The sequence below is a fragment of the Microcoleus sp. AR_TQ3_B6 genome, assembly GCF_036702785.1.
Classification (GTDB): Bacteria; Cyanobacteriota; Cyanobacteriia; order Cyanobacteriales; family Microcoleaceae; genus Microcoleus.
Genome location: NZ_JAUBVJ010000023.1, coordinates 74,616 through 94,993, shown reverse-complemented (window position 1 = coordinate 94,993; position 20,378 = coordinate 74,616). Strand labels below are relative to the sequence as shown.

Genomic DNA, 20,378 nt, shown 5'->3' with positions numbered 1-20,378 from the left:
TGGGAACTCTAGAAATAGGGAAATTGAGGTAGAAATTCCTCAAGAATCCTCGCGCCTTCAGGCGCCCGGAGTGTCAACTGACTAAATGGTGTTCCATCGCAAAGCGAACGAGTTCTGCTCGGTTGTTGCTTTCTGTTTTTCTGAACAAGCTGCTGACGTGCTTTTCGACAGTTCGAGGGCTGAGGTGAAGCCGATCGCCTATTTGAATATTAGAAAGACCTTCTGTCAGCAAATCTAGCACTTCTCGCTCTCGCTGAGTCAAACTCGGAGCATTTTGGCTTGTCGGTGCACGCGCGGCGGAGCTATCCCGTAGGGAATCGTCGCTTTCTGACTTTTGAGTAAAAAAATCCGATTCTGGCTGGCTGTTGGCTCTGCTGCGTGCCTCTGTTGGCGTCGGTTCTGGTTTTGGGGAATGAGACGGTGCCTGAGCGATTAGAGCGTAGCGATCGAGCAAAGAGCGAATTACCGCCCCCAATTCTTGGAGTTCAAAAGGCTTAGCCAGATAATTGTCGCACCCCATCTGATAGCCGCGAATCCGTTCCTGCGTGCTCGTGCGTTCCGTCAAAAAAATCACCGGCAGCAAGCGGAAAGCGGGACGAGTCCGAACTCGCCGCACGAATTCGTAGCCATCCATCTCCGGCATTGTAATGTCGGTAACAATCAAGTGGGGCTGAAATTCCTCTACCAAACCTAAAGCTTCTTTGCCATTCTCAGCAGGGATTACAGAGTATCCGGTAATTTCCAGATAATCGGTAATCGACAAGCGAGTCGCGAAATCGTCGTCAGCAACCAGAATCGTCAAGGGCATGAGGGGAATTTAAAAATTAAACCTTAAAAATTAAAAGTGACTAATTTCACTTTTAATTTTTAATTCTACTGTTTAATTCTGTTTATAACTTGCTGTTAAAGTAGCAGGCTGCCCTAATGTTCCCTCCAAAGCTACGCCGCGCCCGTTTGCTGCCAAATGCCGCAGAATTTTGTAAATTGTCTCGATTTGCTCTGGCTTTCCTGCTTTTTTGGCTATTTCTGAGACAGACAGAGGTTTTTGGGCGTCTTTGAGCACTTGCAGTACCCGTTGCTGCAAGTCCAATACAGCCGCGGCCGCTTTTTTGCCTGCTTCAACCCCTGGCTGGTGATAGGCATTCACATTCACCAAGGAACCGTAAAAACCTACGGCTCTTTCGTAGAGGGCGATTAATGCTCCTACTATCTCCGGGTTGACTTGGGGAATTGTAACAGTAATGGAATCTCGGTGATTTTCGTACAAAGCTTGTCGAGTTCCCTGCAACAAACCAGACAAATAATCTCCCGAAGTGACGCCTGTTTCTACTTCTGGGGAAATGCCTTGCCTGTCTTGCAAAACTTCGATAAATGTTAGGAAGAAATTCGGCACGCCCTCTCGCAGTTGCTGGACGTAGGCGTGTTGGTCGGTGCTGCCTTTGTTGCCGTAAACTGCGATTCCTTGATGAACTGTGTTGCCGTCTAAATCTTGCTGTTTGCCTAGAGATTCCATGACTAATTGCTGCAAATAGCGGCTGAACAATAGCAGGGAGTCTTTGTAAGGCAAAACTACCATGTCTTTTTCGCCGCGTCCGTTGCAGGCAAAATACCAACTCATGGCTAACAGGGCGGCGGGATTGTTTTTAATGTCGGGAATTCTGGTAGCTTCGTCCATCACTTTAGCGCCGTCGAGCATGGCCCGAATGTCGATGCCTTGCAAAGCTGCTGGCAAAAGTCCTACTGCTGAGAGTTCCGAAGTGCGTCCTCCCACCCAGTCGGCCATCGGGAAGCTGTCAATCCAGCCTTCGGATTTGGCTAATTTGTCTAGTTTGCTGTCACATCCAGTGATGGCAACTGCCTGTTTGGCGAAGTCGAGTTTTTGGGCGGCGAAGGCTTTTTGAACTTCTATCATGCCATTGCGGGGTTCGGGGGTGCCGCCGGATTTGGAGATGGTAATTACTAGGGTGCTGGGGAGTTTGTCTTTGATTTTGTTGAGAATTCGATCGATCCCCGCCGGATCCGTGTTGTCGATAAAATGAATTGCTAGGGGCGGAATGTCTGGGGATAAAGCTTCGGCGACAAATTGGGGGCCCAGGGCGGAACCACCGATGCCGATCGAAATTATGTCGGTAAATTGCGGAGCAAAGGGCGGTTTAATATCGCGGTTTTGAACTTTCTTGACAAATGTTTCGATTTGTGATATCCCTTCGACTATTTCTTGTTTTAATTCTGGAGTGGGAGCTAAATCGGGGTTTCGCAGCCAGTAGTGGCCCACCATGCGGTTTTCGTCGGGATTGGCGATCGCACCTGATTCTAAAGCTGCCATGTCTTTGAAAGCTTTGTCAAATTTGGGCTTCAGTGCTGCTGCGAAAGCGTCGTCGAATCCCATGCGGCTGATATCGAGGTAAAGTCCCAATCCAGAGTGATAGTAAAGCCAGTCTTGATAGCGTTGCCAGAGTGCTGCGGCGTCCATAGGAATTCTCTACAATTTTTTTAATGTTCGATCGGGGTCGTCAGGAATCCACCAATTGTAGTTTAAAACGATCTGATGTAAGGCTTTTGCAGAATCCCAATAAATTTAAGCATTAGTCGTCTGAAGGCAGCCTGCGCCGAAGGCAGCCAAAGCACTCGGCAGAATTAAACAACAAAAATATGACTTGGGCAATACTCTTACTAGGTAGATCCCCGATCGAGCGCAACACCCCATAGATAGATCGAAAGTCTAGCAGCAGCGGGACAGAGTTTTAAATGCGCTCGAGGTTGGGCTTTGGGCCCGGGTTTAACAATATTCAAATTCGGGCGATCGCGATCTGTAAAATAGGGATTGCGGTCAATCGATTTTAGATTTTAGATTTTAGATTTTAGATTGACCCCACGGATAAATGCTCTTTCTTGAGGATTTTAGATTTGAGATTTTGGATTGATTCCACGGATAAATCACGTGGCGGGTACCACCTTTGAAATTCTTGGTCAGGTTAAATATACTTTTAGCTGTCACTCAATAATCGGCTAAAAATATAGTTAACAACGGTTAACTATCTGAAGTGTAGTATAATATACAGATATTAGAATAAAAGTGCGATCGACTATGCTTGCTCTATCTCCCGAATTAAAACAAAGGTTAGCAACTCCGCTCAAAATCGGCGATTTTGAAGTTAAAAGCCGCGTCCTGCAATCGCCCTTATCCGGCGTTACCGATTTGGTATTTCGCCGCCTGGTGCGCCGCTACGCGCCGGATTCGATGATGTACACGGAAATGGTGAACGCTACGGGTTTGCACTACGTGAAGCAACTGCCGAGAATTATGGAAGTTGACCCGAACGAGCGCCCGATTAGCATTCAATTGTTTGACTGCCGGCCGGATTTCTTGGCAGAAGCGGCCCAGAAAGCAGTGGCAGAAGGAGCAGATACTGTTGATATTAATATGGGCTGTCCGGTTAACAAAATTACTAAAAACGGCGGCGGTTCTTCCCTGCTGCGAGACCCGAAAACGGCCGAGGCAATTGTGCGGGCTGTTGTGGAAGCAGTAGATGTTCCTGTCACGGTTAAAACTAGAATCGGTTGGACGGACAAAGAAATTAATATTTTGGAATTTGCGAAGCGGATGGAAGATGCGGGAGCAAAAATGATTACCGTGCACGGCCGCACTCGATCGCAAGGTTACACCGGCCCGGCAAAATGGGAGTGGATTCGCCGAGTGAAAGAAGTTTTATCGATTCCAGTTATTGCTAACGGGGATATTTTTTCAGTGGAAGCAGCGATGCGATGTCTGGAAGAAACCGGCGCCGACGGAGTGATGTGTTCGCGGGGAACTTTGGGCTATCCTTTTTTGGTGGGAGAAGTTGATTATTTCTTGAAAACTGGTGTGGAAAAGATAGCTCCGACACCAATTGAACGCCTCGAATGTGCTAAGGAACATTTGCGGGCTTTGTGGGAATATAAAGGTGACAGCGGTGTCTGCCAAGCGCGCAAGCACTTAACCTGGTATGCTAAGGGTTTCCCGGGCGCTGGGGAATTGCGGGGCGTGTTGGCTGTGGTAGAAACGGTTGAACAAGGTTGCGATTCGATCGATCGCGCGATCGAGCAATTGCCCGCATAAACCTTACCCGCAGATGTCAGTCGATTTTAGATTTTAGATTTTAGATTTTAGATTTACTTGCAGCATAGAATGTGGGAGCTTGAACTTGAGTCTAAAATTTTAATATCGACCCTCAGGAGTGTACGCGGCACAGTATCCGTTTTTGGGCGGAGTCAACTAGGGGTTGCAGAAACAAAACCCGCCTCTGCGGGCTAAGATTTAAGACAAAGTTAAAAATTTGTGTGTGGGGGAAAGCATGGATTCCTTAAAAGGGCGAGATTTATTAAGTCTGGCAGATTTAAGCATTGACGAATTAAATTATTTGCTGGATCTAGCAGCCAGTTTAAAATCGGGAATGGTCAAGCTGAAACGCAATAAAGTTCTCGGCTTGTTATTTTCCAAAGCTTCAACGCGAACGCGGGTAAGTTTTACGGTAGCAATGTATAAATTGGGAGGGCAAGTGATTGACCTCAATCCCAACGTTACACAAGTCAGCCGCGGCGAACCTTTAGTAGATACAGCAAGGGTTTTAGACAGGTATTTAGACATTTTGGCGATTCGGACTTTCGAGCAAAAGGATTTAGCAACTTTTGCAGATTATGCAAAAATTCCTGTAATTAATGCGCTGACAGATGACGAACACCCATGTCAAGTGCTGGCGGATTTAATGACAGTAAAAGAGTGTTTTGGCAAGCTAGAAGGATTGACCCTGACTTATTTGGGCGACGGTAACAACATGGCAAATTCGCTGATGTTGGGCTGTGCAATGACCGGGATAAATGTCAGAATTGCTTGTCCTGAAGAGTTCGGTCCGAATCTTGATATTGTGGCAAAAGCTAAGGCAATTGCACAGGGAAAAACCGAAGTTACTGTGACGGGTGATGCAGAAGCGGCTGCTAAGAATTCTCAAGTGATTTATACAGATGTTTGGGCGAGTATGGGACAGGAAGAGGAAGCAAAAGTCAGGATTCCTTTGTTTGAACCCTATCAGGTAAATGAACAATTGCTGAAGTTAGCAGATAAAAATGCAATTGTATTGCACTGTTTGCCCGCACACCGGGATGAAGAGATTACCGATGCAGTGATGGAAGGGAGTCAATCGCGCGTTTGGGATCAGGCAGAAAATCGGATGCACGCTCAGCAAGCTTTGCTGGCAAGCCTTCTAGAAAGCGATTAGGAATAGAGAAGGGAAGAGAAGAATAGCCCGACTGAAGAATAAGAGAAAAGCCATTCTCTCAATCTCTATCTCTTCTATTCTCTTTCTCTGCGCCCTCTGCGCCCTCTGCGGTTAATAAAAAAAACATAATTCACAAACGAAGACAATTGATACAACAGTTTTCAATGTGATACCAGAGGCGGCAACATTGCCTGAATTGCGATATTGAAAGCGGGAAATTCGATCGGTGAAATGCTCGCAGTTTCCCCAAGAATTACTTCGCTTTGATAGCCATTTTCAGTAGGTTCTCGAAAAACGTGCAGTTGTCGATCGCCCACATTTAGCACCCAATAATCGGCAATTCCCGATCGCGCGTAAATTTTGGCTTTAATTTCGCGATCGAAAGTTAAGCTGCTATCTGCCACTTCGATAATGAGATATACCTCTGAGGGAGTCGGATGGTGAGTCGCATAGTCAAAAGGATCGATTCTGACTACCGCGATATCCGGTTCGGGTTCAGAATCGTCATCAAGGGCGATCGGATCTTGCATTCGTACCCACGCCAGATTTGCAAAAAGGCTTTGCAGCAATCTATCTGTACGCCCTAAAGAGGAGGTGTGAGCAGTTCCTTTTGCACTTATTTTGATGATATTTCCTGAAAGTAATTCGACTCGTTCCTCTGGGTGAAAAAATCCCATTTCTCCCAGTTTGTGATACTCTTTAACTGTCCATTTACGGAGGGTGAAAGCAGCGTCTGTTGTTAGCATATCTCGATTGATAAATTTATAATTAGATGTGGGATAATTTTATTTTAGCTTATGATATTAACTGGTTCCCAGGCTCTGCCTGGGAATCGATATCTAGAGGCTCTGCCTCGGAAGCTTTTATCGAAATTGGAGGCAGAGCCTCCGGATCTGCGTTACCAGGCAGAGCCTGGTAACGAGTAGACGAGTTAAGATGCTCCGAAATTGATTTTGGTGACTTAACAGGTTCCTAGGCTCTCCCTGGGAACCGATATCTAGAGGCTCTGCCTCGGAAGCTTTTATCAAAATTGGAGGCAGAGCCTCCGGATCTGCGTTACCAGGCAGAGCCTGGTAACGAGTAGACGAGTTAAGATGCTCCGAGATTGATTTTTGTTACTTCACCAGCGACAACATTAACTGTTTGTTGAATTTGACTTCCGTCAACTTTCAACTGATAAGTTCCCGGAGAAAGCTCGATCGCCCCAAACCATCCTTTACCATCGGCGCGCAGTTGGCGCACCTTGGTAGCAGCATCGATCGACTGCAATGTCAAGCTCGCACCGTCGCAAGTTTGAGCGCACCGCTGCAAATTTCCGGCGATCGCACCTGTAGTCGGCCGCGACTTCCAAGGCATATCGGGAACCGCTGCGGCTGTCGCCCACACAGGCTGAGTTTCATAGGTTTTGCCCGTCGCAGCATCAACGTATTGACTCGGCACAGAAAGCGCGGTGTAAAACAAATCGTTGCTTTGGGGAACGTATTTCCAAGGCTGGCGGGGCAAATCACCGCTACCGCCCGATCGCAGTTCCACATTCGTGTAGACGTTGCTGCTAGCGTAGGAATAGAGTACCGTACCCGCTACGTGATTTCCTTTTGCAGACGGCTGTTCGGCGCGGCGAACCTGCGCTAGGGTGTCTTCGATGTAGTTGAGGTAATTGCCGGGGCCGATCGCAATTTGGCGGTTGTACTGGTGGTCTTTGGCGAACTCGATCCAGTTGTCGTAAGCGAGTTTTTGCGATCGTTTGTACTCGCGCTGGTAAGTCATCGGCATCGCCATGTCTAAAATCCCTTCTTCCAGCCAAGCGCGCCAATCCTGCAATACTTCTTTGTAAGGCTGCGTTTGATACCACCCGGCAGCGTTTTGCGGGCCGTCTCCCCAGGCGATCGTGGCGGCGCTAATTTTAACGCGCGGTTTAATCGCAAGGCTTTCTACATAAAGCTTCCGCACTAAACTTGTCACCTGATCGCGCCGCCACTGCATCCACGCGGGATCGGTAGGTGCGGGTTTGCCCGATCGACCTGTTTGCTGATTGAAACGGGCGATCGCAGTCGGATTGTAGCCCCAAGTCGGCCCGCCGTAGCGCACATAATCCAACTGTACGCCGTCCACATCGTAGCGCTTCAGCAAGTCCAAATAGACGGAAACAGTATAATCTACGGCGTCTGGATGGCCGGGATCGAGGAAACCGGGTGATTCCCCCCCGTAAGTCAGCATCGCCCAATTGTCGTTTCCTGGGGCCGAAGGTCCGTGTTGTTGCCAAACGTGACCGGCGGGAAGTTTGGCGCCCGAAACCACCGGCAGCGTCACCATCCAAGCGTGTACTTCAATGCCTGCGGCGTGGGCTTTGTCAATCAAATCTTGCAGGGGATCGAAACCGGGGGGAACGTTAGGATCGAGGGTGCGGGGTTCGATCGCACTCGTGTAAAAAGCATCGCCGCGGCGGCGGACTTGGGCGACGATCGCGTTGGCATTGGCCCGCTGCGCGTCTGCGATCAATTTTGTGACTTCTTGAGGAGTTTTGAAGCCGGGGTTGAAGGCGTCAACCCAGAATGCGCGAAATTCGGCGGTTTGGGTTTGCGGGGGCATAGTTGCGCTAGCGCGGGACGGGAAGTTGGAGAACCAACCAGGAGTCAGCAGAAAACTAATTGTTAAGCCTATCAGGAACAAGCTTGACAAAAAGAATGTTTTGGTATTTCGCATCAGAAATGTGTGAGAGAGCGTTTAACAGTCCTTTACAGACTTTTGGTTTGAGCGTCCGCTTGACATTTTCGCACAATGGCACATTAATTAGGCAGATCAGTAAAATCGGTATTGCAAAACACACGCTTGCAGAAAAAGCCGATCGCCCCTCTTCCACCCTTCTCGGTATAAAATTATCTTCTTCTTCCTTCTTCTTTCTTCTTCCTTCGTGTCCTTCGCGTCTTCGCGGTTCAATAATACTAATCCTATTTTGGCGAAAACACACTGAATAGGCGATCGCACTTTTTGAACAAATGATACTACCGCACTTTCAAACCCTAGCCCTGCCACCTGACAGCAATTTACTCGATCGAGTAGATGGCTGGCGCCAAGAAGCAACCCGAAAGTTGCAGCAAAGCCAGAGAGGAGAAAAGGGACAATTTTTAACACCTTCCTCCGTCGCAAGTTTGATGGCGGGAATGTTTGAATTCAACTGTCCCGATATATCGCTTTTAGATGCCGGTGCAGGAATTGGTTCCCTGTTAGCAGCCGTTGTTTGCGAGCTTTGCCAGCGCCCAAACAAACCGCACAGCCTGCACGTTACAGCTTATGAAATTGACATTATTTTGATAGAATACCTCAAGCAAACTTTAGAATTGTGCAGTATAGAATGTCAGCGTTTTGAGATATCTTTTACCTGTGAGGTTCGCGAAATTGATTTTATTCAAGACAGCGCCGATATGTTGCAGCCCAATCTATTTACACAATCAGTAAAACGGGAATTTACCCATGCAATAATCAATCCTCCCTATGCCAAGATAGACGCTAAATCCCAAGCCCGAACCTTGCTGCGTTCTATAGGACTAGAAACCAGCAATCTCTACGCTGGCTTCACAGTTGCGGCCGCTCACCTGCTCAAACCAAACGGTGAATTAGTATCGATTACTCCCCGCAGCTTTTGCAACGGTTTATACTTTCGAGACTTCCGCAAAGTATTCCTTCAAATGATGGCTTTACGCCAAGTACACATCTTTGAATCCCGACAGTTGCCATTTCGCGACGATGCGGTGCTGCAAGAAACTATTATTGTGCGCGCCACCAAACAAATAGAACAGCCAGATACTGTACTAATTACCTCAAGCAGCAGCGCGGGCGACGACCTGTTTTTGTCTCACCAACTGCCCTATACCGCCCTAATTAATCCCCAAGATTCCGACCAATTTATTCGGATTCTACCGGATTCTCTCAGCCAGAAAGTAGTCGAGCAAATAGCTCAATTTACTTGCACCCTAGAGGAATTAGGCTTAACAGTTTCCACCGGAAAAGTTGTAGATTTTCGTGTTCGCTCTGACTTGCGGCTAAAACCAGAAAACGGTACAGTTCCGCTGATTTATCCCGCACACTTCTCGGCTGGCGGTGTGGAATATCCCACCGCAACGAGAAAGCATCAAGCTTTAGCTGTCACAGAAAAAACGGCTGCACTCCTCGTACCTAACGAACATTATGTTTTGAGCAAGCGCTTCTCCTCAAAGGAAGAGAAAAAGCGAATTGTTGCAGTTGTCTGGGATGCCAATAAAATTAATAGTTCTCGCGTTGGTTTTGAGAACCATTTGAATTACTTTCACCAACAGGGACGCGGATTAGACCTCACCCTGGCGCGGGGATTGGCCGTTTATCTAAATTCGAGTTTGGTAGATGCGTTTTTCCGACTGTTCAACGGACACACTCAAGTTAATGCTACGGATTTACGCAATTTGAAGTATCCTACTGTAGAGCAATTATTTTTACTGGGCGCTCAAATAAGAGAAATATTTCCTACACAGCGGGAACTGGATCGACTTGTCGAGAGACAACTGCTGAAGGCGACCAATCCGTTAGAAAATAGCCCAATGACAATCAAGAACCGTATTGATGAATCTCTAGAAATACTTGCAGCGCTGGGTTTTCCCAAAGGTCAGCTTAACGAACGTTCCGCCTTAACCCTTCTGGCTTTGCTTGACCTCAAGCCAAAGGATGCTTGGGAATCGGCGAAATCTCCACTTCTGGGAATAACACCAATTATGGAATTTATGGAGGAGGAGTACAGTAAAAAATATGCACCAAATACGCGGGAAACTGTGCGCCGCCAGACGGTGCATGAGTTTCTAGATGCAGGTTTAATTGTTGTTAATCCTGACAGTCCAGAACGTCCGGTGAATAGTCCACAAACTGCATATCAGATAGAACAAAGTGCTTTGGAACTGCTGCGAACTTATGACACTTCTGACTGGGACAAAAATGTTCGCGCTTACCTCGTTCATTTTAAGGAAGAAAAATTATTGCAGGCTTATTCCAAAAATGAAAATATTTGTGAGTCAGAATGATGCTAACATACACTATTTATATGGCTGCCGCTGGTATCGGAATGACATATACTGTGATGCCAGGGGTTGAATAGACCGGAATTGTCGATCGCACTCAGTAAATTAGATAAGTAACTCGCCAAAATATCTTTGCAATGGAAAAAAAGCAAAACGCTGGATTGTGGGTGTCAGTATTGTATTTCGCTCAAGGTCTCCCTTACACCGTCGTTAATTTAATGTCGGTGATTTTTTTGAAAGGTATGGGAACCAGCAACGAGCTCATCGGATTGACAAGTCTTTTGTCTTTTCCCTGGGTTTTAAAAGGTTTGTGGGGGCCAGTTGTTGATTTGTATTCCACCAAACGCAAATGGATTTTAACAACCGAAATCATTTGTGCTTTTCTGTTTGCTTTCCTCGCTTTTGGTGTATTGACGCCGGCACCGATTATTATATCGCTTGTTATCTTTACGGCGATCGCCTTTGTGTCAGCTACTCACGACATCGCCATTGACGGATTTTATTTAAACACTCTCAATAAAGACCAGCAAGCCTTGTTTGTCGGGGTTCGCAACACGGCTTATAGAGGTGCTGTCATTGCCGGTAGCGGTGTATTGGTTTTCTTAGCGGGGAAACTGGCAGAACAGCATTTAGTCACAGGAAATACAGGCGGCACCAAAATATATCAAGACATTCTGCTGTCACTTTTCGGTTCGGATTTTAGCGTGTCTGCGCTTAACTACGGATGGGCGACAGCTTTTGGGATTTGTGCGATTATGTTTGTGCTGATATATCTGTTTCAGCGGTGGTATCTTCCCTATCCTAGAAATTACGCTCTGGAATCCACCGCCCCCCAACAAACAACAAGCTTTATCGAAGCATTTAAAACTTATTTTCAGCAATATAAAATTGGTTGGATTGTTACTTATGTCTTAATTTTTAGGTTAGGCGATGCCTTAACGTTTAAAATGGCTCCGCCATTTTTAATGGATAAAGTGGAGAAAGGAGGATTAGCAGTTTCTACATCGGACATGGGTCTGTTATCGGGTACGATCGGGGTAATGTTTCTGTTAATTGGAGGTTTGCTAGGGGGCTATTTAATTGCAAAACAAGGATTGAAAAAATGGATGTGGCCGACGGCAATTCTGCAAAATTCAACTAACGTGCTGTATTGGCTGTTGGCAATCAATCAACCGGGGATTGAATGGGCTTATGCTGTAAATTCGATCGAGCAATTTACTTACGGACTTGGCGTAGCTGCCTATACAGTGTTCTTGATGCGGACTGTCCGCCCTGAATACGAAGCATCTCACTATGCAATTACAACGGCTTTTATGGCCGCAGGAGTGCTGATTCCGGGCGTTTTTAGCGGCTACTTGCAGGCGAATCTCGGCTATCAAAATTATTTTTTGATGAGCGCGCTGGCTGTGATTCCCGGTATGCTAACCATTTTCTTTCTGCCCTTAGAAGATGAGAAAAAAATAGCATCCATGCCCAGGCCTGGACTGGACGATTTCGATTAATATCAAGTCCGGTCGCTATAATTATAAGAGCCGGGCGGGGCGGGTTTACGAATGTCTGCACTACTTTTTCGAGATTTCGGTGAACCCGCCCCAGCAGGAATATGGATGTTTTTAATCATGGAATGACTATAAACTCTGTGTGGCGTTTCTAAGATAAAATCAGGACACAACCATGTTGTGTCCCTACCGAAGATCTCTATTGCCAGTTACCAACTAAATTGAAATAAAATCACTAGCTGTTAGCGGACTCCTTGAAAGGCCGAGAATATTCGCAAGAACTTCGCCGTTACTGGCAATTTCGATCGCCGTTGAAAAATCGCCTTGACTAACTCTCAGTTGGTTGAAGCTCAAACCTCGGCTCAAACCAATTAAATCTTGACCCTTTTGGAAGTCTATAAATGTATCTGTACCGGCGCCTGCTGCTAACACCAATACGTCGCGTCCAGTGCCACTAATTAAGATATCCGCACCCGCTCCCCCAATCAGCGTATCGTCTCCTTCTCCACCGTTCAAATTGTCATCCCCTTTGCCGCCAAATAGCTGGTCGTTGCCGGCGCCACCGCTGATAATATCGTTGTTTTTGTTGCCGCTGAGAGTGTCGTTTCCCCCATTGCCAATGATAATATCGTCCCCTGCAAAACCTGAGGCTGTATTGTTGGCATCGTCGCCTAGTAATTGGTTAGCTTGCGATAAATCGAGAGCAGTTTTCATTGCCACAACGTTTCCTAAAAAGGAGGTTCCCGGAGCGCTTCTTAATTGCTCTAAACTGCTGCGCGATCGCAGGGATGCTCCCAAGGCCGGCAGTGCAAAGTCTAAGCCACCTAACAGCTCTAAATAATCGGAATCTGTGAAAGTGAAATCAGGGCGGTTCAACTGGTCAACCGAGATTTCTGTCTGAGTTAAACCGGGAGGAGGAGCACTTAACAAACCGCTTTGGGTGTGCTTGTCCAAGACAAGTAGCGGGTTAATAATCGGGTTTGTATATGTTTGAAAAACTACTTTTCCGGGTAGAAAAGCTTCTCCTCCCAAACTAACAAAATCGCCGCTAACTATGTAGTGAGTTACATTTTTTCCGGCGCCGGCTTTCTGCTTAAAGGTATTGACTGTGCTCTGACTAACTCCGGGAGAATTGAAGGTGACAACATCTCCGATCGCAGATGTGAATTCAGTTGCGGCTAGCTGCGTTAAAGCACCGCCCAAGCTGTGTCCGAGAAGATCGGGGGGCAAGCGGCTGGGGTTTTTTGCTGTATCTTGACTGATTTGTGTCAGCCAATTTCCTAAGGCTTGTTTGTTGGCTTCAAATTGGTTGAAACCGACGCCGCGCTTGTCTGAGTTTGCAGCATCATCTACGATCGAGTCGGTGCCGCGAAATACTAAAACGGGCGGTTTGTCTGGGGTCGTGGAAATTAAGCCGATCGCGTGAAATCCAGTTCCCGGATCGTCAAACGTGCGATCGATTTGGTAGCCCGCAGCGCTCAAACCCGTTTGAACTAAAGTTTGAGACAGGGGGTTGTTATCTATGTAAACAACTTGCTTGGCTATTGTTTCGTAAGCGGCGGGCGAGGAGGGCATATTTTTTTATTTCCTGTCGTTAGATTGGGAATTAGTGTTTAAGCTACTTAACTAATTTTACAATAAACTCCGTTTATTAACCATATTAATCAGCTAGTTTTACTTGCTTTGTATGGGCAAGTTGAGCAGATTTTTTTAACAAACTATCTCACTACAAAACCACCCCGGTTTCGCGCCAGCAAAACTACAAAAAATTCTCGCACTAAAGCTATTATACAAAATCTACCCGCGTAAGATTGCTTGCCACTACGCCTCTAAGAGTTGCAAGAATTTCCCCAGTAATCGGGATAGTAATTAAAGCTCCGTCAACACCTTGGGTTACTCTAATTTGAGGAAAAGTTAGACCGCGCGACAGTACAATTAAATCTTCACTATCTTGAAAATCTACAATCACATCTGCTCCGCCGCCGGATTCCAATACAAAGCGATCGCGCCCCGCGCCGCCAATTAAAAAATCGTTGCCAAACTCGCCGGAAATCAAATCGTTTCCGTCGTCGCCCTCTAAATAATCGTTATCTCTGCCGCCGTACAAGAAATCGTCGCCATTACCACCGGTGATGCTGTCATTACCTCGATTGCCTCTGAGAGTATCGTTACCGCCGTTGCCGATAACTGTATCCTCTCCAGGGCCCCCGGTAGCAGTATTGTTGCGAGCGTCGCCTGATAGATAATTCGGTTGCAAGGGAGCTAAACCGAATTGCATTTGTCTGATTAACTGCACAAAAGAAAATTCTGGTGCTGTTCTCAAACTCTCTGCACCCGCTCGGGTTCTGATGGCTACTGACACATTGGGCAGGGCAAAATTCATCGCAGCGATAAACTCGTTAAAATCTGAGTCGTTGTTATAAGCAAACTCGGGACTGTTTAATTGTTCTACAGAAATTTGCCTCTGGAAAAAATCCGCGGGCGGATTAGTTAACAAATTTTCAGTTCGATGTTTTGCCAAAACAGTTAAGGGATTAATACTAGGGTCTGTAAAAGTTTGGAGAAATACTTTTCCCGGCAGAAATGCTTCGCCAAACAAGGTGACCAAATCTCCGCTGACAATGTAGTGATTGACATTTTTGTTGCCGAATCTGCTGAGATTTCTCCGAAAAGTGTTGAATGTACTCGCTGACACTCCCGGAGAGTTGAAAGTAAAGATATCGCCGGTAATAGATGGGTATTCGGTCCCTACAATTTGAGCGACAGCTCCGCCCCAACTGTGACCGATGACATCGGGCAATAACTTGCTGGGGTTTTTACCAGTATCTTGACCGATTTGTGTCAGCCAGTTTTGGATATTATCTTTGTTTTTTTCAAATTCGGGTAAACCAATGTCCCGGGAGTCGGAAAATATAGCTTCGCCGTCGATGAAATCTGTACCTCGGAATACGAGGACTGGCGGTTGTTGGGGATCGGATGAACCGAAGCCGATCGCATAAAAGCCGGTTTCGGGGTCGTCGAATATGCGATCGATATAGTAGCGATTATTATCCAGGAAACGCGAAACTTCATTTTGCGCGTTCGGTTTTTGATTCAAAAAAACAATTGACTTAGCCAAAGCTTCATAAACAGCAGGCGAGGCACTCATAATATTATATTTTGTGTTTGTTGGTATGGGCGATCGCTCTCTTCTTGAGCTAAGTGTCCGATCAGCTATTATAGCTGACAAGATTTGTATGGTACACTTGATAATATCAACTCAAGAATCAAGTTTGTGCGGTTATGGCTATCCTTCGTCAATACATTGCTCCATTCATAGCGATATTAGTATTTTTTGTGGCTCTGGTAGCAGTCAGCGCTCGCATCTTTTTGCCGGCTGACATGGCTGCCCCGGCACCGATTGAGGAAGCGATCCCCCAAAAGCAAGCGGCAGTGGTGAATCCAATTTTCTTGGGGCTAAATTATTGGGCTCTCAGTGTTCGGTGAGGTGATGTCTGCTCAACTAATACCGGGCTACGGGCTGCGATCGGGATCGGGACTCGATCGAGCAAAACTGGTAAAGTTTATGCACCGGACTTACCGAGAGCTTTACCCGGATGGGGAATTGGGACATTTGGCTCAAACTGTCGAGCAGTATTTTTCTAACCAGACGCCGGTTTGGTGGGTAGAGTGCCAGAAAAACAGCCAGTTGGAGGCAGAAATTTTGCCGGTGCTTCCCTCGCAGTATCTCAATCCCCAATCTCAAGTCCAAAATCTCCAATCGGTTGTCGGATGTTTGTGGTTGGGAAATGCGATCGACCAAACCACCGGAGAACGTTACGCTCACATTTTTTTGCTGTACGTAGCACCGGAACATCGCCGTCTAGGAGTCGGTGCAGCTTTAGTTATTCATGCTGAAAATTGGGCGCGGGAAAGGGGCGATCGGCAAATTGGTTTGCAAGTATTTCTGAGCAATCAGCCTGCGCTGAATCTCTATCAAAAATTAGGCTATCAAAGTCATTCGATCTCGATGCTCAAGTCTCTTTGAAAAATAAAAGGTACTGTTTGTAGTAAGGAGGAAGAGTCCTGATACAGAAAGAAGCTGAAAACTTCGTGACTTTATGGGGACTTAAGTCTTGACGGAGAACTTTATGGAGGAGTGAACTCCTCACTATGAACTACATGAGGACTTCACTCCTCCCTCGGAATACTTTTATTGGTATTGTAAAACTTCATTAAGTTTATAAGTATTAGTGGACAAAAGTAGTATCCTGTGGTCAGCAAGACCAAATGATACTACCTGACTGCGCCAAGGCAATAGGCATGACTCTACACAACCGCATGGCGAGTCGTGGAAAGCAAAATTAAGGAACCCAGACTCAACCATGCAACTAGCAGAAAGGCACATTATTAAGCAAACAGAACACCGTTTTGCCGAACTCGATAACGCTTCGTGGCAATCCAAAAATCTCTACAACGCTGCTAACTACGTCCTTCGCCAAAACTTCCTCTACGGCTGGGGATATCTCACTTACAATCAGATGGCTAATTTGATGAAATCCCATCCAGCATATCAGGCACTACCTGCCAAAGTCAGCCAACAAATTTTGATGATATTGGACAAAAACTGGCAAGGTTTTTTCGAGGCTCTCAAAGCTTACAACAAAGAACCGACAAAATTTACAGTCCGCCCAAAACTACCGAAGTACAAAGATAAAGTTAAGGGGCGAAATATTCTCGTTTATACAGTGCAAGCAATTAGCAGCAAACAATTAAAAAAAGGAATTATCAAAGTTTCAGGGACAGAAATATCGATTAAAACAACTGTCAAGCCCGAGCGAATTTGTCAAGTAAGAGTAGTTCCCAAATGCAATTGTTACGTAAGCGAGGTAATTTACAATGAACAGGAACCCGCCCGAGATCGAGAGAACTCTGCATCGGTAGCCAGTATCGATCTCGGAATGAATAACTTAGTAGCGCTAACATCAAATCAACCAAGCTTTATCCCCCTACTGATTAACGGGCGACCGCTAAAATCCATCAATCAGTTCTACAACAAGCGCAAATCCCAATTACAATCTCAATTGAAAGGCAATCTTAAAACCTCATCAAAAATTGTGCGCCTCACTCGCTGGATCAATCAAAAAGTCGATAACTACTTACACCATACTAGCAGGCTGATTATCGATATTTTGAGCGAGGGTCAGATTGGGACATTAGTAATTGGCAAAAATGTGCAGTGGAAAAACTGCATTAACTTAGGCAAGCAGAACAATCAAAAATTGGTCAGCATTCCGCACGCTCGATTAATTCAGATGTTGGAATACAAAGCTGTTTTGGCTGGGATTGAAGTAATAATACAGGAAGAATCCTATACTTCAGCCTCCAACTTCCTTTCTTTAGATCCGATTCCTGTTTACGGCGAGAGCGATGCCAACAGCGTGGAATTTACTGGCAAACGCATCCACAGAGGTTTGTACAAAACGGCAGAGGGTTTGTTAATTAATGCTGATGTTAATGGGTCTTACAATATCATGCGAAAAGCACTCCCAAAAGCGTTGAGCAATGGGATAGGTCGTGGGCGTAGTTGGGCCCAGGCGGGTTAATCCGCTCAAAGTAAAAGCGAAAGGGGAGGGGCGCGATGCCTCCCATGTCATGTAATAGATGACTATACTTTTAGCAGCTATTATCCTACTTGCTGTTGACCGTTGTCTGACTTGCTGAGGAGCCTCCTCAGTGCGGTAAAGTTTTTTTATGCACAATAACGACTATTCCAACGCCCTTGATACTGACACGGAACTGGAAAGCCCTTTGGATCAATTTGACGAATCCGAACCCCCGCTGCCAGATCCTGAGGAAATGCTGCCTTTGCTGGAATCCCCGGAACCTCAGCACCGGATGATTGCGGCGCGGGCTTTTTGCGAACTGCAGGACGATCGAGCAATTTCGCATTTAATTAATTTGTTGAGAGACGGTTGCCCCTTGGTGCGGGTGAGCGCGGCTTATGCGTTGGGGCGAAATCCGAGCCCCGATGCTGTGGAACCCCTGATTCTTCAGCTTAACTGCGACTGGAACGGTTACGTTCGCAAAGGGGTAGTTTGGGCCCTGGGAAATTGCAGGGACCACCGCGCTTTGCCATCTTTAATTGATGCTCTCTCGACTGATATTTCGGCGGTGCGTTTGTGGGCGGCGAGTTCTCTGGGTCAAATGGCAAAAGTTGGTTACTATGTGGTGATTGCTGCGATTCCGCCGTTGATTCAAACGCTGCGGGGAGATTCTGTATCTGCTGTGCGGAGCAACTGCGCTTGGGCGATCGGGCAACTGGCCCGGGAATTGCCGAATAATGTAGTGTACGCTGGGGCGATCGATGCTCTGATTGAAGCTTTAGAAGAAGATGAAGATATGGGCGTGCGGGAAGATGCTAAATCTTCACTTTTGCGAGTGGGCGACCCCCGCGGATTGCAGATAATTGAAGATTTAGAAATGGAAGGACTTTTGTGATTTAAACGCCCCCATTACCAATTACCATTACTAATTATGCCTTTCATCAGTGCTAAAACAGATTTTGGTTTCAAAAAAATCTTTGGTTCGGCCCAGAGCAAAGGCATTTTGATTAGCTTCCTCAATGCTATGCTCTATGACGCACAGCCAACCATTGAAGACTTAGAAATTATTGACCCTTACGCCGCGCCGAGCGTTACTGGATTAAAAGACACTTACCTGGATGTTAAAGCCAAAATTACAGGCAACAAAACTGTGATTATCGAAATGCAGGTAATAAATGTAGAAGCTTTTACTAAACGGGTAGTGTACAATGCCGCCAAAACCTACGCAACTCAACTCAGACCCAGGGAAGGATACTCTAAATTAAATCCTCTGATTGCTTTAACAATTACAGATTTTATTTTATTTGAAAATACCGAAAAATTTCTCACCCATTTTGTCTTTAAAGAACTCGAAGAAAACTTCGAGTATTATAACAGAGAAATCGAATTAGTGTTTGTCGAACTGCCCAAGTTTAACAAAGAACTAGAACAAGTCGAAAACATAATTCAAAGCTGGATTTATTTTATCAAAAATGCTCCCCTCTTCGATGAAATTCCGGAAAAGTTTGCATCAATTCCCGAAATTCAAACAGCTTTTTCCATCGCCAGCAGAACTAATTTAACCCTTAAGGAATTAGAGGAATTGGAAAAGCGGGAAATGTTTTTTGAAGACCAGCGCGGTGCTATTATTAAAAGCCGCAAAGAAGGCATAATTGAGGGGCAAACAGCATTAATCCTGCGTCTACTCGTGCGGCGCACTGGTGAAATTTCGCCGGAAATTCAAACTCGCATCCAGCAGTTATCTCTCGAACAATTAGATGATTTAGGAGAAATCTTGCTAGATTTTACCAGTCAACAGGATTTGATAGCTTGGCTGGAATCTGTGTCAAGATAAATTTATAATATCATGTCCGGCAATACCCTCCGAATTAAGTTTGTAGTGAGGACGACGGTTTTCTTTTTAGCTTTTAGTCAATTAAAACTAAAGTGATTACTACACACAGGAACAGAATTTGACGGCGGGGAATTCAACGTACATTATATGACGTAAAATTTACCGAAGTAAGGACACGGCAGTGCCTTTTCCCTACAGATACAGCATTTTTTAGGTAAGTGAGGTACATAGCTTTCGATAGAGGACACGGCAGTGCCGTTTCCCTACAGATATAAGGACAGGGCAGTGCCTTTTCCCTACAGATATCATGTGCTAATCTAATAGGTCGGGTTCCCGGCGCACTATCATGTCATAAAGCGGTTGAAAGCTAAACCATCCCATGCGGTGAGACCCTACTTGCTGCTGTGTTAAACGCGCACATTCTGGCTTGATGAGAATGGGTTTTCCCGCGGCTTCGGCCATTAACTGCGCTTGACAAGAACGTTCCATTGCAATAAACCACCAAGCTGCTTCATCTACTGTTTGACCTACTGTTAACAGTCCGTGATTTTGTAAAATAATGGCTTTTTTCTCACCTAAAGTTTTGGCGATGCGTTTAGCTTCTTCGATTTCCAAAACAACTCCGGTGTAATCGTCAAATAAAGCTTGGTCTTCATAAAAAGAACAAGCATCTTGCGTCAGCGGGTCAAGCAGGCGGCCCAAACTCGACCAACTTTTGCCGTAGGGAGAATGAGCGTGGGCTGCTGCGATTACGTCGGGGCGGGCGCTGTGGACTTGGGAATGAATGGCAAATGCTGCTTCGTTTACGGGTTTATTTCCTTCAACTACTTCGCCTTTGTGGTTGACTAAAATTAGGTCGCTGACTCGAATTAAACCAAAGTGCATTCCAAAAGAATTGACCCAGAAATGGTCGAGGTGTTCGGGGTCGCGGACGGTGATATGTCCGGCAATTCCTTCGCTGAATCCGAAGCGGGAAAATAATCGAAATGCGGCGGCTAAACGTTGTTTGCGGTGGCGGCGTTCTTCTTCAAGTGAGTTGAATGTCGGGGGTTGAAAAGTGACTTTTGGGATTTTTAATGCAACCATATATTTTATTAGTGAAAAGACTGGAGGCAGAGCCTCCGAATCTGCATTCCCAGTCAAAGACTGGGAACGAGATAAAA

General features: G+C 46.0%; 16 protein-coding genes and 1 pseudogene. 9 read left to right on the top strand and 8 right to left on the bottom strand.

What is annotated here, in order from left to right:
• Nucleotides 1-73: 73 nt before the first annotated feature.
• The gene (locus tag QUB56_RS13910; RefSeq protein WP_332955851.1) at nt 74-808 is read right to left on the bottom strand and encodes a response regulator transcription factor; all 735 of its coding nucleotides are present in this window, start codon (nt 806-808) and stop codon (nt 74-76) included.
• Between the two features lie 72 nt (nt 809-880).
• Entirely contained in the window at nt 881-2,473 is a 1,593-nt protein-coding gene (locus QUB56_RS13905; RefSeq protein ID WP_332955850.1) for a glucose-6-phosphate isomerase, read from the bottom strand.
• 615 nt (nt 2,474-3,088) lie between these two features.
• Here QUB56_RS13905 and dusB point away from each other — a divergent pair.
• Nucleotides 3,089-4,099 carry a tRNA dihydrouridine synthase DusB gene (gene dusB, locus QUB56_RS13900; protein ID WP_332955849.1) on the top strand — a complete coding sequence of 337 codons (1,011 nt, stop codon included), beginning with the start codon at nt 3,089-3,091 and terminating at the stop codon, nt 4,097-4,099.
• Between the two features lie 235 nt (nt 4,100-4,334).
• Nucleotides 4,335-5,255 (top strand): ornithine carbamoyltransferase, encoded by a 921-nt coding sequence (gene argF, locus QUB56_RS13895; RefSeq protein WP_332955848.1) that lies wholly within the window; start codon nt 4,335-4,337, stop codon nt 5,253-5,255.
• 161 nt (nt 5,256-5,416) lie between these two features.
• Here the strand turns inward: argF and QUB56_RS13890 are convergent, their stop codons facing one another.
• The 3 genes from QUB56_RS13890 to QUB56_RS13880 all read right to left on the bottom strand — a co-directional run bounded on the left by QUB56_RS13890 (nt 5,417) and on the right by QUB56_RS13880 (nt 8,192).
• The gene (locus QUB56_RS13890; RefSeq protein WP_332955847.1) at nt 5,417-6,001 is read right to left on the bottom strand and encodes a Uma2 family endonuclease; all 585 of its coding nucleotides are present in this window, start codon (nt 5,999-6,001) and stop codon (nt 5,417-5,419) included.
• 343 nt (nt 6,002-6,344) lie between these two features.
• Complete coding sequence (locus tag QUB56_RS13885; RefSeq protein ID WP_332955846.1) at nt 6,345-7,958, bottom strand: family 10 glycosylhydrolase; 1,614 nt, start codon at nt 7,956-7,958, stop codon at nt 6,345-6,347.
• Between the two features lie 96 nt (nt 7,959-8,054).
• Nucleotides 8,055-8,192 carry a hypothetical protein gene (locus tag QUB56_RS13880; RefSeq protein ID WP_332955845.1) on the bottom strand — a complete coding sequence of 46 codons (138 nt, stop codon included), beginning with the start codon at nt 8,190-8,192 and terminating at the stop codon, nt 8,055-8,057.
• A 59-nt stretch (nt 8,193-8,251) separates the two neighbouring features.
• On the opposite strand from QUB56_RS13880, the gene QUB56_RS13875 reads away from it, so the two are divergent.
• On the top strand, nt 8,252-10,300 hold the full coding sequence (locus QUB56_RS13875; RefSeq protein ID WP_332955844.1) for an Eco57I restriction-modification methylase domain-containing protein: 2,049 nt from the start codon (nt 8,252-8,254) through the stop codon (nt 10,298-10,300).
• 134 nt (nt 10,301-10,434) lie between these two features.
• On the top strand, nt 10,435-11,799 hold the full coding sequence (locus QUB56_RS13870; RefSeq protein ID WP_332955843.1) for an MFS transporter: 1,365 nt from the start codon (nt 10,435-10,437) through the stop codon (nt 11,797-11,799).
• A gap of 213 nt (nt 11,800-12,012) precedes the next feature.
• Here QUB56_RS13870 and QUB56_RS13865 read toward each other — a convergent pair whose 3' ends face one another.
• Both QUB56_RS13865 and QUB56_RS13860 read right to left on the bottom strand, forming a co-directional pair.
• A complete protein-coding gene (locus tag QUB56_RS13865; protein WP_332955841.1) occupies nt 12,013-13,371 on the bottom strand; it encodes an Mbeg1-like protein in 1,359 nt (452 codons plus the stop codon).
• Nucleotides 13,372-13,582: 211 nt separating this feature from the next.
• Nucleotides 13,583-14,944 (bottom strand): calcium-binding protein, encoded by a 1,362-nt coding sequence (locus QUB56_RS13860; RefSeq protein WP_332955840.1) that lies wholly within the window; start codon nt 14,942-14,944, stop codon nt 13,583-13,585.
• A gap of 134 nt (nt 14,945-15,078) precedes the next feature.
• Between QUB56_RS13860 and QUB56_RS13855 the strand changes: the two genes are divergently transcribed.
• The 5 genes and pseudogenes from QUB56_RS13855 to QUB56_RS13835 all read left to right on the top strand — a co-directional run bounded on the left by QUB56_RS13855 (nt 15,079) and on the right by QUB56_RS13835 (nt 19,215).
• A complete protein-coding gene (locus tag QUB56_RS13855) occupies nt 15,079-15,282 on the top strand; it encodes a hypothetical protein (protein ID WP_332955839.1) in 204 nt (67 codons plus the stop codon).
• 4 nt (nt 15,283-15,286) lie between these two features.
• Nucleotides 15,287-15,823, top strand: a complete 537-nt coding sequence (locus QUB56_RS13850) for a GNAT family N-acetyltransferase (RefSeq protein WP_332955837.1) — start codon at nt 15,287-15,289, stop codon at nt 15,821-15,823.
• 337 nt (nt 15,824-16,160) lie between these two features.
• Nucleotides 16,161-17,436 (top strand): annotated as a pseudogene (locus tag QUB56_RS13845) (RNA-guided endonuclease InsQ/TnpB family protein).
• A gap of 93 nt (nt 17,437-17,529) precedes the next feature.
• Nucleotides 17,530-18,276 carry a HEAT repeat domain-containing protein gene (locus QUB56_RS13840; protein WP_332955836.1) on the top strand — a complete coding sequence of 249 codons (747 nt, stop codon included), beginning with the start codon at nt 17,530-17,532 and terminating at the stop codon, nt 18,274-18,276.
• Between the two features lie 36 nt (nt 18,277-18,312).
• Complete coding sequence (locus QUB56_RS13835; RefSeq protein WP_332955833.1) at nt 18,313-19,215, top strand: Rpn family recombination-promoting nuclease/putative transposase; 903 nt, start codon at nt 18,313-18,315, stop codon at nt 19,213-19,215.
• A 312-nt stretch (nt 19,216-19,527) separates the two neighbouring features.
• On the opposite strand, the gene QUB56_RS13830 is transcribed toward QUB56_RS13835, so the two are convergent.
• The gene (locus QUB56_RS13830) at nt 19,528-20,301 is read right to left on the bottom strand and encodes a class II aldolase/adducin family protein (protein ID WP_332955832.1); all 774 of its coding nucleotides are present in this window, start codon (nt 20,299-20,301) and stop codon (nt 19,528-19,530) included.
• Between the last annotated feature and the right edge of the window lie 77 nt (nt 20,302-20,378).

Excerpts from the sequence above, each read along its gene's own strand:
- QUB56_RS13865 (WP_332955841.1), bottom strand. The coding sequence starts at position 13,371 with ATGCCCTCCTCGCCCGCCGCTTACGAAACAATAGCCAAGCAAGTTGTT.
- QUB56_RS13890 (WP_332955847.1), bottom strand. The coding sequence starts at position 6,001 with ATGCTAACAACAGACGCTGCTTTCACCCTCCGTAAATGGACAGTTAAA.
- QUB56_RS13830 (WP_332955832.1), bottom strand. The coding sequence starts at position 20,301 with ATGGTTGCATTAAAAATCCCAAAAGTCACTTTTCAACCCCCGACATTC.
- QUB56_RS13905 (WP_332955850.1), bottom strand. The coding sequence starts at position 2,473 with ATGGACGCCGCAGCACTCTGGCAACGCTATCAAGACTGGCTTTACTAT.
- QUB56_RS13840 (WP_332955836.1), top strand. The coding sequence starts at position 17,530 with ATGCACAATAACGACTATTCCAACGCCCTTGATACTGACACGGAACTG.
- QUB56_RS13885 (WP_332955846.1), bottom strand. The coding sequence starts at position 7,958 with ATGCGAAATACCAAAACATTCTTTTTGTCAAGCTTGTTCCTGATAGGC.
- QUB56_RS13855 (WP_332955839.1), top strand. The coding sequence starts at position 15,079 with ATGGCTATCCTTCGTCAATACATTGCTCCATTCATAGCGATATTAGTA.
- QUB56_RS13870 (WP_332955843.1), top strand. The coding sequence starts at position 10,435 with ATGGAAAAAAAGCAAAACGCTGGATTGTGGGTGTCAGTATTGTATTTC.
- QUB56_RS13835 (WP_332955833.1), top strand. The coding sequence starts at position 18,313 with ATGCCTTTCATCAGTGCTAAAACAGATTTTGGTTTCAAAAAAATCTTT.
- dusB (WP_332955849.1), top strand. The coding sequence starts at position 3,089 with ATGCTTGCTCTATCTCCCGAATTAAAACAAAGGTTAGCAACTCCGCTC.
- QUB56_RS13850 (WP_332955837.1), top strand. The coding sequence starts at position 15,287 with ATGTCTGCTCAACTAATACCGGGCTACGGGCTGCGATCGGGATCGGGA.
- QUB56_RS13860 (WP_332955840.1), bottom strand. The coding sequence starts at position 14,944 with ATGAGTGCCTCGCCTGCTGTTTATGAAGCTTTGGCTAAGTCAATTGTT.
- QUB56_RS13910 (WP_332955851.1), bottom strand. The coding sequence starts at position 808 with ATGCCCTTGACGATTCTGGTTGCTGACGACGATTTCGCGACTCGCTTG.
- argF (WP_332955848.1), top strand. The coding sequence starts at position 4,335 with ATGGATTCCTTAAAAGGGCGAGATTTATTAAGTCTGGCAGATTTAAGC.
- QUB56_RS13875 (WP_332955844.1), top strand. The coding sequence starts at position 8,252 with ATGATACTACCGCACTTTCAAACCCTAGCCCTGCCACCTGACAGCAAT.